This is a genomic window from Stenotrophomonas sp. STEN147 (assembly GCF_056757995.1).
This window is the reverse complement of record NZ_JBRRCG010000016.1, coordinates 80,708-91,325: the sequence shown is the minus strand read 5'-3', so window position 1 is coordinate 91,325 and position 10,618 is coordinate 80,708. Positions and strand designations below refer to the sequence as shown.

Sequence of the window (10,618 nt, the reverse complement as noted above, 5' to 3'; positions counted from 1 at the left end):
TGTCCGCGGCATGGATGCCGCGGCCAAGCCTCCAGGGACGGATTCACGGCGTCTCCCGCGAACCCGACCCGCCCGACCCAGCGCGGTGGTTGCTTCATGCCTTTCGCGACCAAGCCCCCGCCACGAGGGGCTCAGCCGTTGGCTGGAACCCTTACAGCGCCGCGCGGATCCGCTCGCGCAGCGCTTCCAGATCCTTGGCGAACGCCTCGATACCGGTCGCCAGCTTCTCGGTCGCCATCGGATCGGCAGCCAGATCCGCCGCAAACGTCGCCGCATCGATCGGGGTCACCGCCACGCCGTTACCCTCACCGGGCACCAGCTTGCGCGGCAGCTCGCCATGATCGGCGTCCAGCTTCTCCAGCAGATCCGGCGAAATGGTCAGGCGGTCGCAGCCGGCCAGCGCTTCGATCTGTGCGGTGGAACGGAACGAGGCGCCCATCACCACGGTCGGCGAACCACGGCGCTTGAACTCCGCATACACGCTGCGCACGAACTTCACGCCCGGGTCCTCATCGATGTTGGCCGGGGTCTGGCCGTTGGCCACGTACCAGTCAAGGATGCGGCCGACGAACGGCGAGATCAGGAACGCGCCCGCTTCACTGCAGGCCAGCGCCTGGGTCGGGTTGAAGATCAGCGTCAAGTTGCAGTCGATGCCCTCGGCCTGCAGGATCCGCGCCGCTTCCACGCCTTCCCAGGTCGCGGCGATCTTGATCAGGATCTTCTCGCGCGGTACGCCGGCATCGGCGTACATCTGGATGAACTGGCGGGCCTTGGCCACGGTGGCGGCGGTGTCGTACGCCTGGTCAGCATCCACCTCGGTGGACACGCGGCCCGGCACCAGCGTGCTGAGCAGCGCGCCGACGCCGATGGTCAGCCGATCGGCCACCGCATGCACCACGGCCTCGCGGTCGCCGCTCTGCTGACGGCCCCAGGCCAGTTCGCGCTCGATCAGATCGGCATAGACCGGCAGGTCCAGTGCCTTCTTCACCAGGGTCGGGTTGGTGGTGCAGTCCACCGGCTGCAGGCGCTTGATCGCCTCGTAGTCACCGGTATCGGCAACGACCACGGACAGTTCGCGCAGCTGGGACAGTTTGGACGAGGTACTCATTACGGCTCCTGGTACGGGGAATCGGATCGCGCGCAGTGCGCAGCGGAGATCAGGGACGGTCGTTGTGCACTGCGGTCACGCGCAGGCGCAGCTTGCGACCACCGGGTGCAGTCCAGTCGATGCTCTGGCCGACCGAAAGGCCGAGCAGGGCACTGCCGACCGGGGCCAGCACGGAAACCTTGCCTTCATCGACGTTGGCTTCGCGGGGGAAGACCAGGGTCAGGACGTGCTTCTCGCCTGAGACCCCATCTTCGCACTCCACGCGGGAATGCATCATGACGATGCCTTCGGGAATCTGGTCCGGCGCCAGCACGGTGGCCCGGTTGAGTTCTTCGGCAAGCGCGAGCGCGGCAGGCGTCTGGCTCAGCGCAGGGGCTTCGAGCATGGCCTCCAGGCGGTCCATGTCGAAGGTTGAGACAGTGATCGACGGCGGCAGGCCGCTGGCGGTGTTCATGTAAAACTCCTTGGTTGAAAACCATGCAAAAGGCGGCGCCTGCTGGCGCCGCCTGTCTGTATTGTGGGGACAAATGCGACCGGAATCGACTCCCGCCGCTCGGGGGCGGGGACGCGGGGCCGTCAGCCGTTCAGCGCGGGGCCGGAAAGGCTGGCCGGATCGGCGGCCGTGCCATTGGCGGCTTCCAGCGTGAACAGCGCATGCGGCAGGCGCTTGAACTGGCTGGCCAGCTCCATCAGGAAGTCGTTCATCGCCGAGCTGCGGCGCCAGACCATCGCAATACGGCGGCTGGGCCGGCCCTCACCGATGAAATCGAGCAGGCGGATGTTGTTCGAGCGCGGGACGGGGGGCTGCACCGACAGACTCGGCAGCAATGTGATGCCGACATCGGCGGCGACCATCTGCCGCAATGTTTCCAGGCTGGTGGCACGGAACTCGGATTTCTCGTTGGCGCCGAACAGCCGGCACACTTCCAGCGCCTGGTCGCGCAGGCAATGGCCGTCTTCCAGCAGCAGCAGCTTCTGCGTGGCCAGTTCCTGCACATCCAGATGGGCGCGCTGGGCGAGCGGATGGCGACCGGAGACGGCCAACAGGAACGGCTCCTCGAACAGGAACTCGGCGTGCAGCTGGTCGTCGATCACCGGCAGTGCCAGCAGCGCGGCATCGAGCTTGCCTTCGCGCAGGCGCTCCAGCAGCACATCGCTCTTCTCTTCGACCAGCAGCAGTTCCAGTTCCGGGAAACGTTCGCGGATGCGCGGGATCACATGCGGCAACAGGTACGGGCCCAGGGTCGGGAAGATTCCCAGGCGCACCGTGCCGGCTTCCGGATCGCGGCTGCGCCGTGCCGCTTCCTTCAGCTGCTCCACCTCGGACACGATCACCCGCGCCCGTGCAGCGGCTTCCTGGCCGGCCGGGGTCAGCATCACCTTGCGGGGGGCCCGCTCGACCAGCGGCAGGCCCAGCTCTTCTTCCAGCTTGCGGATCTGGGTGGACAACGTGGGCTGGCTGACGAAGCACGACGCAGCAGCCCGACCGAAATGCTTGTGGTCGGCCAGGGCTACCAGGTACTTCAGATCGCGTAGATTCATCCTCACATCCCAGGGATAACGGACCGGCTGGCGGCGTGGTCACCCCGCAGCTGACAATGCTCCCGGCAACCCGGGAGCAGTGGATCAGGCAGCTTCGGCAACGGCCCCGCTGCTCTTGCTCACCGACGAGCGGATCAGGTGATCGAACGCGCTCAGTGCGGCGGTCGAGCCGGCGCCCATGGCGATGATGATCTGCTTGTAGGGTACCGTCGTGCAATCACCTGCGGCGAACACGCCGGGCACACTGGTCTGGCCGCGGTCGTCGATGACGATCTCGCCGCGCGGCGACAGCGCCACGGTGTCCTTCAGCCACTCGGTGTTGGGCAGCAGGCCGATCTGCACGAAGATGCCTTCCAGCTCTACGCGGTGGGCGTCGCCACCGATGCGGTCCTTGTAGACCAGCCCGGTGACCCGGCTGCCATCGCCCAGCACTTCGGTGGTCTGGGCGCTGGTCAGCACGGTGACATTGCCCAGGCTGCGAAGCTTCTTCTGCAGCACTTCATCGGCGCGCAGGCTGGAATCGAATTCCAGCAGGGTTACATGCGACACGATGCCGGCCAGATCGATGGCAGCTTCAACGCCGGAGTTGCCACCACCGATCACCGCCACGCGCTTGCCCTTGAACAGCGGGCCATCGCAGTGCGGGCAGTAGGCCACACCCTTGTTGCGGTACTGCTCTTCGCCCGGCACATTCATCTGCCGCCAGCGCGCACCGGTGGAGAGGATCACCGAACGCGACTTCAGCACCGCGCCGTTTTCCAGCTGCACCTGTACCAGCCCATCGTCGCCGGCCGGCACCAGCGCGGTGGCGCGCTGCAGATCCATGATGTCCACGTCGTACTCGCGCACATGCTGCTCCAGCGCGGTAGCGAGCTTCGGGCCTTCGGTCTCCTTGACCGAGATGAAGTTCTCGATGGCCATGGTGTCCAGTACCTGGCCGCCGAAGCGCTCGGCGGCGATGCCGGTGCGGATGCCCTTGCGCGCGGCGTAGATCGCTGCGGCCGCGCCAGCCGGGCCGCCGCCCACCACCAGCACGTCGAAGGCCTGCTTGGCGGCGATCTTCTCGGCGTCGCGCTTGCTGGCGTTGGTATCCAGCTTGGCCACGATCTGTTCGAGCGTCATCCGGCCCTGGTCGAAGACTTCACCGTTGAGATACACGGTCGGCACCGACATGATCTCGCGCTTCTCCACTTCTTCCTGGAACAGCGCGCCGTCGATGGCCACGTGCTGGATGCGCGGGTTGAGCACCGCGGCGAGGTTCAGCGCCTGCACCACGTCCGGGCAGTTCTGGCAGGACAGGGAGAAATAGGTCTCGAACCGGTACTCGCCTTCCAGGCTCTGCACCTGCTCGATCAGCTCGGCAGTGGCCTTGGACGGATGACCGCCGACCTGCAGCAGCGCCAGCACCAGCGAGGTGAATTCATGGCCCATCGGCAGGCCGGCGAAGGTCAGGTGAATGTCCTGGCCGGGCGTGCCCAGGTCGAACGAAGGCACGCGGCCCTGGCCATCACGCAGCACCCGCAGCGAGATGCTGTCGGACAGGCTTTCCAGGGTCTGCAGCAGTTCCAGCATTTCCTGCGACTTGGCGCCGTCGTCGGCGTGCGCGGTGATCTGGATCGGGCGGGTCACGCGCTCCAGATAGGTCTTCAGCTGCGACTGCAGGTTGGCGTCCAACATCGGTCTTCTCCTGGCTTCAGGCAAACAGGGGGCGTGGCACCGCTGTACAAGGTAGCGGACCAGCTGGGGGTAGGGGTGAACCCAAGACAGCGACCGTGGAAGGGGCTGGCTGGCCAAGGCGGGCGAGCGTTGGCTGTCTTGGGTTCACCCCCACGCCGGCGATGCCGCCGGCATGGAGATGGGCCTGCCGTGGCGTGGGGCCACGGCGTGCCGGTGCTGCGTTAGATCTTGCCGACCAGGTCCAGCGACGGGGTCAGGGTCTTCTCGCCTTCCTTCCACTTCGCCGGGCACACCTGGTTCGGGTTGGCTGCGGTGAACTGGGCGGCCTTCAGCTTGCGCAGGGTCTCGGAGACGTCGCGGGCGATCTCGTTGGAGTGGATCTCCAGGGTCTTGATCACGCCTTCCGGATTGATGATGAAGGTGCCGCGCAGGGCCAGGCCTTCTTCCGGAATGTGCACGCCGAAGGCATTGGTCAGCTGGTGGGTCGGGTCGCCGACCAGCGGGAACTGGGCCTTGCCGACGGCCGGCGAGGTTTCGTGCCACACCTTGTGCGAGAAGTGCGTGTCGGTGGTGACGATGTAGACCTCAGCGCCAGCCTTCTTGAACTCGGCGTAGTGGTCGGCGGCGTCTTCGATCTCGGTCGGGCAGTTGAAGGTGAATGCAGCCGGCATGAAGATCAGGACGGACCACTGGCCCTTCAGGCTGGCATCGGAAACCTTGATGAACTCGCCGTTGTGGTAGGCGTTGGCTTCGAACGGCTGGATCTGGGTATTGATGAGGGACATCATTTTTCCTCTGGGTGAAGGGAGTGGGTGAATCGACAGGAGCTAGGTTACCGGCTCAATTGCGATAAGAACAATCCATTGATTGCATCTATTTGATAGATGAAGCCTATCAAATTGCCATGAGCCGGCACTGAACCTTGCGTCCCTCATCCTGCAACTGCCTGTGTGACAAGGAAAATCGCCAGGGATGTGTGAAGAGGGCTGATAGCCCCTCCTTATGCCCTCGGGATGCCCTCGGGCGAAACCTGAACGGATTCCAGCTTTTGTAGAGCCGAGCCCGCGCCCGGCTGTGGATCTATGGAGCCGAACCCACGCTCGACCGCGGATCTGTAGAGCCGAGCCCATGCTCGGCTGTTCCAGAAGCAGCCGAGCATGGGCTCGGCTCTACAATTGCGGAATGTCTTCCCAAACCCAACCCTCCCTGCGCCAGGTGGTGGCCGACGCCAGCGCCCGCCTGGGCGGCATCGACGCCCGCCACGAAGCCGAGCTGCTGCTGCTGCATGTGCTGGAGCGTCCGCGCAGCTGGCTGTTCGCCCATGCGACCGATCCGCTGCCGGCAACGGCGCAGGCTGCCTTCGAGGCGCTGCTGGCGCGTCGCGCCGCCGGTGAGCCGGTGGCCTACCTGACCGGCCGGCGCGGGTTCTGGACGCTTGATCTGCGGGTCGATGCGGCGACCCTCATCCCGCGTCCGGAAACCGAACTGCTGGTGGAACTGGCGCTGGAGCGCCTGCCACCGGACCGCCCGCTGTCCGTGGCCGACCTCGGGACCGGCAGTGGTGCGATCGCCCTGGCTTTGGCCAGCGAAAGGCCGCTGGCACAGGTGCTGGCCACCGATGCCAGCCCCGGTGCACTGGCCATGGCTGCGCGCAATGCCGCCCACCATGAACTGCGCAACGTGCGTTTCGCTGAAGGTGGACAGGACTGGTACGCACCGCTGCAGGGCGCGCGCTTTGCACTGATTGCCAGCAATCCGCCCTACATCGCCAGCGATGACCCGCATCTGCAGCAGGGCGACCTGCGGTTCGAGCCGGCCAGCGCACTGGCGTCCGGCATTGACGGGCTGGACGATATCCGCCGCATCGTCGCAGGCGCGCCCGAACACCTGCAGCCGGCGGGCTGGCTGCTGATCGAACACGGCTGGGACCAGGGCGCGGCGATCCGCACGCTGTTCGATGCGGCCGGTTTCGGCGACGTGCAGACCCAGCAGGACCTTGAGCAGCGTGATCGGGTCACCCTCGGCCGGCGACCGGCCTAGAATGGGGGTTCTCCTGCCCCGGCAGGGCATCACCCTGGAGCTGCAAGCATGCGTACGCTGTACCCCGCCATCACCCCCTATGACGTCGGCACCCTGAAGGTCGACGACCGCCACACGCTGTACTTCGAGCAGTGCGGCAATCCGGATGGCAAGCCGGTGGTGATGCTGCACGGCGGTCCGGGCGGCGGTTGCAGCGACAAGATGCGCCAGTTCCATGACCCGGCGAAGTACCGCATCATCCTGTTCGACCAGCGCGGTGCCGGCCGTTCCACGCCGCATGCGGATCTGGTGGACAACACCACCTGGGACCTGGTGGCCGATATCGAGCGGCTGCGCGAGCATCTGAACGTCGACCGCTGGCAGGTGTTCGGCGGCAGCTGGGGGTCAACCCTGGCGCTGGCCTACGCCGAAACCCATCCGCAGCGCGTCACCGAACTGGTTCTGCGCGGCATCTTCATGCTCCGCCGCTGGGAGCTGGAATGGTTCTACCAGGAAGGCGCCAACCGCCTGTTCCCCGATGCATGGGAGCACTATCTGAAGCCCATCCCGGTGGTTGAACGCCATGACCTGATCTCGGCGTTCCACCGTCGCCTGACCAGTGAGGACGAGGCGACCCGCCTTGAAGCGGCCAAGGCCTGGGCCGTGTGGGAGGGTGCGACCAGCTTCCTGCATGTGGATGACGACTTCATCAACAGCCACGAAGACCCGCATTTCGCGCTGGCCTTTGCCCGTATCGAGAACCACTACTTCGTCAATGGTGGCTTCTTCGAAGTGGAAGACCAGCTGCTGCGCGACGCGCACCGCATCGCCGACATCCCGGGCGTGATCGTGCATGGCCGCTACGACGTGGTGTGCCCGCTCGCCAATGCCTGGGACCTGACCAAGGTGTGGCCGAACGCGAAGCTGGAAATCACCCCGGCATCGGGCCACTCGGCGTTCGAAGCGGAGAATGTCGACGCGCTGGTGCGCGCCACCGACAGCTTCGCGTAACGCGCCGGTAGCGCCGGGCCACGCCCGGCGGCATCGCGATCTGTTGCCGCGGCTCCGACTCGCCGGGCATGGCCCGGCGCTACCCGTCTCCTGCACGCAGCGCGAACGAGAGTCCGCGTCTGCGGCCGTCAAACGGTTGCAGCGCGCGCAGCAGACGGCCATCGGCCAAGGCGTCGGCCACGGCGAAATCCATCATCTGCACGATGCCGATTCGCGTAGCGCTCCGGTAGCGCCGGGGGCAGCCCGGCCCGCCGCGACGCGGCGGGCGGGGCGCCCCCCACGGGGGGGTTTCCCCCCCCTGGGCGGGGGGGCCGGGCCCGGCGCTACCCGGCCCGGATGGCGTTACACCGATGCCAGCAGCCGTGGCTGCAACGCGCTGAAGATCCGCGCCAGCCGCTCGGCCCACGCCTGCTGCCCGGCCGCGTCGGCGATCAGGTCCTGGCGGATCTCCAGTTCCACATGCACCAGGCCGCGCCCTTCGCCATGCACCGGTACCGCGTAGTCGCTGGTACTGCTTACCGAATACGGTTCGTTGTCACCGACCACCAGATCGCCTTCGTCGCGCAGTGCCTGCAGCAGGGCGTGGGCAAAGCGCGTGTCCTGGTGGTACAGCACGCCGGCATGCCATGGCCGCAGCGTGCCGTTCATGCAGGGAGTGAAGCTGTGCATCATCACCAGCAGGGTCGGGCGGCCGGCTTCGCGGCGCGCATCCAGTTCCGCTTCGATGCGGGCGTGATAGGGCGCGTGGATCGCGTCGATGCGCTGCTGCCGTTGTGCGGCCGACAGGCCGGCGTTGCCCGGTACCACGGTGTGATCGCTTGCTTCCGGAATCAGGGTCGGCGATGCCAGCGGACGATTGCAGTCGATCAGCAGGCGCGAATAGGTCTGCTCGATGGCCCAGGCATCCAGCCGTTCGGCCAATGCACGCGTGGTGCCGGCGATGCCGATGTCCCAGCCGATATGGCGGTCAAGTTCGCGCTGCGGCAGGCCGAGGCCGGCCAGTGCGCGCGGTACCTGCTGCCCGGCGTGATCGGCCAGCAGCAGGTACGGCGAAGCGCCCTGCGGCCGGTGGATGGTGTAGATCGCCGGGTCGTCAGCGCCCAGCAATGCCGGCAAGGTGTGCAGGTCGGCGTCAGCCACGCGGGCGCCCGTCCAGGTGATGTTCGATCATCCACAGCCCGGCCCAGAGCTTGGCATCGAGCTCGTAGCCTTCGCCCATCTTCTGCACCAGCCACGCGGCAGCCTGCTTGAGCGGGACCTCGTGCACCGTGATGTCCTCGCTGTCATCGCCGCCGCCTTCGCCGATCCGGCGCAGGCCGGTGGCGCGCACGAAGGCGATCTTCTCGCTGCTGGCGCCGGAGGAGGTCGGGCCGATCATCAGCACTTCGGCGTGCTCGGCGGTCCAGCCGGTCTCTTCTTCCAGTTCGCGTACCGCCGAGACTTCGATCGACTCGCCGGCATGGATGTCACCGACCAGCCCGGCCGGCATCTCGATGGTCGATGCCTGCAGGGGCACGCGGAACTGCTCGACGAACAGCACCTTGTCCTCGGGGGTGACGGCGATGATGATCGCCGCCAGGCCACCGGCGTGGGTGCGTTCGCTGTATTCCCAGGTGCCGCGTACCAGCATGCGCTGGTACTTGCCTTCATAGACGACACGCGGGGCTTCGGTATTGCGCTGGCTCATGCGGGCTCGCCGGAATTGGAAAAGGAGGGAGCAGGAAGCGGGTCGGCCATGCCGGCGGCGTTGAACAGTCGGCGGCGGGTCATCGGGCCGAAGCGCAGGGTCTGGCACAGGCCGCCGAGCAGCTCCGGGTCGGCCGTCTGCCGCAGCAGGCCGGGCTGGCAGCCTTCCAGCGGCGCGTCCAGCGCGATGGTGGTCAGCTGTCGCCAGAGCAGGGCATGCTCGCGCTGCTCGCGCAGGCGCACTGCCATCTGCGCTGCGCCGCGCAGGCGCAGGAAGGGCACTTCGTCCAGACGCTCGTACAGCACATCCAGGCTGCCGAAGTGGGCCAGCAGGACCGCCGCGGACTTGCTGCCGACGCCGCTGATGCCGGGAATGTTGTCCACCGCATCGCCGCACAGTGCCAGGTAGTCGGCGATCTGGTGCGCGTGCACGCCATGCCGCGCTTTCACCCCGGCCACGCTCCAGCGCTGGTTGCGCGCATAGTCCCACTGCTCGTCGTGGTCCAGCAACAGCTGCGACAGGTCCTTGTCGGCGGAAATGATGACACCGCGGTGGCTGCCGCGGTGCACATGCAGGGCGCTGCCGATCAGGTCGTCGGCCTCGTAGTCGTGATGGGCAAGCACGGCCAGACCGAGCGCCGCGCACAGTGCCTTGCAATGCACGAACTGGCGCTTCAGCGCCTCCGGAGCCGGATCGCGGTTGGCCTTGTACGCCGGATACAGGCGATGGCGGAAGCCGCTGTCCAGCGCCTCGTCAAAGGCGATGGCGATGTGCTGCGGACGCTCGCGTTCGAGCAGGTCCAGCAGGAAGCGCGCGAAGCCGTGCACGGCATTGGTCGGCCAGCCCTGCGCATCCTGGAACTGGTCGGGCAGCGAGTGCCAGGCACGGAACACGTAGATGCTGGCGTCGACCAGGTACAGCGCCGGCGCCGGTGCCGGCAAGGTCATGCCGGTGGCGTCCAGTCGCGCAGCAGGGCGGCTGGATCCGGACGCTCGCGCTCGGGCACGTCGGCGCGGGCGGTGCCGATATGGATGAAACCGGCGATGCGCTCGCCGTCGGCCAGCCCCAGATGGGCGTGTACGGCCGGGTCGAACGCCATCCACGCCGTCAGCCACTGGGCGCCGAAGCCCAGCGCCTGTGCGGCCTGCAGCAGGGCGAAGCAGACGCATCCAGCGGTCATCAGCTGCTCCTGCTCGGGCACCTTCGGGTCGGGGCGGGGGCTGGCCACCACCACGATCACCAGCGGCGCATGGCTGAAACGCTGGCGATCCTTCTCGAACACGGCCTCGCCGGCAGTGGGATCGCGCTGGCGGCTGCGCTCGGCCAGGAACGCGCCCAGAGTGTGACGCGCATCGCCGGCAATCTTCAGGAACCGGAACGGCACCCGCTTGCCGTGGTCAGGCACCCGCACCGCCGAGGAGAGCATGCGCAGCAGGGTCTGCGGGTCCGGCCCGGGCTCGCCCAGCTGCCGCGAGGGCACCGAGCGGCGGGCATCGAGGGCAAGCAGGGCGGCGGGGCTGGGCATGGCGTCTGAACCGGTCATCACGGGCATTTGATTATAGTCGCGGTGGCCG

Annotated in this window: 11 protein-coding genes and 1 pseudogene; 2 read left to right on the top strand and 10 right to left on the bottom strand. The window is 67.1% G+C overall.

From position 1 onward, the window contains the following. Nucleotides 1-151 precede the first annotated feature (151 nt). The 5 genes from ACVOKU_RS15120 to ahpC all read right to left on the bottom strand — a co-directional run bounded on the left by ACVOKU_RS15120 (nt 152) and on the right by ahpC (nt 5,112). Entirely contained in the window at nt 152-1,108 is a 957-nt protein-coding gene (locus tag ACVOKU_RS15120; RefSeq protein ID WP_065182848.1) for a transaldolase, read from the bottom strand. A gap of 49 nt (nt 1,109-1,157) precedes the next feature. Continuing rightward, entirely contained in the window at nt 1,158-1,562 is a 405-nt protein-coding gene (gene rnk, locus ACVOKU_RS15115; protein WP_053519113.1) for a nucleoside diphosphate kinase regulator, read from the bottom strand. 122 nt (nt 1,563-1,684) lie between these two features. Beyond that, nucleotides 1,685-2,650, bottom strand: a complete 966-nt coding sequence (locus ACVOKU_RS15110; protein ID WP_065175982.1) for a LysR substrate-binding domain-containing protein — start codon at nt 2,648-2,650, stop codon at nt 1,685-1,687. Between the two features lie 84 nt (nt 2,651-2,734). Then, nucleotides 2,735-4,327, bottom strand: a complete 1,593-nt coding sequence (gene ahpF / locus ACVOKU_RS15105; protein WP_481560300.1) for an alkyl hydroperoxide reductase subunit F — start codon at nt 4,325-4,327, stop codon at nt 2,735-2,737. Nucleotides 4,328-4,548: 221 nt separating this feature from the next. Continuing rightward, entirely contained in the window at nt 4,549-5,112 is a 564-nt protein-coding gene (gene ahpC, locus ACVOKU_RS15100; protein ID WP_005408159.1) for an alkyl hydroperoxide reductase subunit C, read from the bottom strand. Between the two features lie 397 nt (nt 5,113-5,509). Between ahpC and prmC the strand changes: the two genes are divergently transcribed. Then, nucleotides 5,510-6,367 (top strand): peptide chain release factor N(5)-glutamine methyltransferase, encoded by an 858-nt coding sequence (gene prmC, locus ACVOKU_RS15095; RefSeq protein WP_481560299.1) that lies wholly within the window; start codon nt 5,510-5,512, stop codon nt 6,365-6,367. Nucleotides 6,368-6,415: 48 nt separating this feature from the next. Further along, complete coding sequence (gene pip, locus ACVOKU_RS15090) at nt 6,416-7,357, top strand: prolyl aminopeptidase (protein WP_481560298.1); 942 nt, start codon at nt 6,416-6,418, stop codon at nt 7,355-7,357. 106 nt (nt 7,358-7,463) lie between these two features. On the opposite strand, the pseudogene ACVOKU_RS15085 reads toward pip, so the two are convergent. The 5 genes and pseudogenes from ACVOKU_RS15085 to ACVOKU_RS15065 all read right to left on the bottom strand — a co-directional run. Next, a pseudogene (locus ACVOKU_RS15085) lies at nt 7,464-7,568 on the bottom strand (LysR family transcriptional regulator); the annotation flags it as partial. 131 nt (nt 7,569-7,699) lie between these two features. Next, the gene (locus ACVOKU_RS15080) at nt 7,700-8,497 is read right to left on the bottom strand and encodes an N-formylglutamate amidohydrolase (protein WP_481560297.1); all 798 of its coding nucleotides are present in this window, start codon (nt 8,495-8,497) and stop codon (nt 7,700-7,702) included. Beyond that, nucleotides 8,490-9,044, bottom strand: coding sequence for an NUDIX hydrolase (locus tag ACVOKU_RS15075; RefSeq protein WP_053519128.1), 555 nt, complete (start codon nt 9,042-9,044; stop codon nt 8,490-8,492). The genes ACVOKU_RS15080 and ACVOKU_RS15075 overlap by 8 nt, the downstream gene beginning before the upstream one ends. After that, complete coding sequence (locus ACVOKU_RS15070) at nt 9,041-9,991, bottom strand: 5'-3' exonuclease (RefSeq protein WP_481560296.1); 951 nt, start codon at nt 9,989-9,991, stop codon at nt 9,041-9,043. The genes ACVOKU_RS15075 and ACVOKU_RS15070 overlap by 4 nt, the downstream gene beginning before the upstream one ends. Continuing rightward, nucleotides 9,988-10,569 (bottom strand): nitroreductase family protein, encoded by a 582-nt coding sequence (locus ACVOKU_RS15065; protein ID WP_481560295.1) that lies wholly within the window; start codon nt 10,567-10,569, stop codon nt 9,988-9,990. Before ACVOKU_RS15065 ends, ACVOKU_RS15070 begins: the two co-directional genes overlap by 4 nt. Nucleotides 10,570-10,618: the final 49 nt, after the last annotated feature.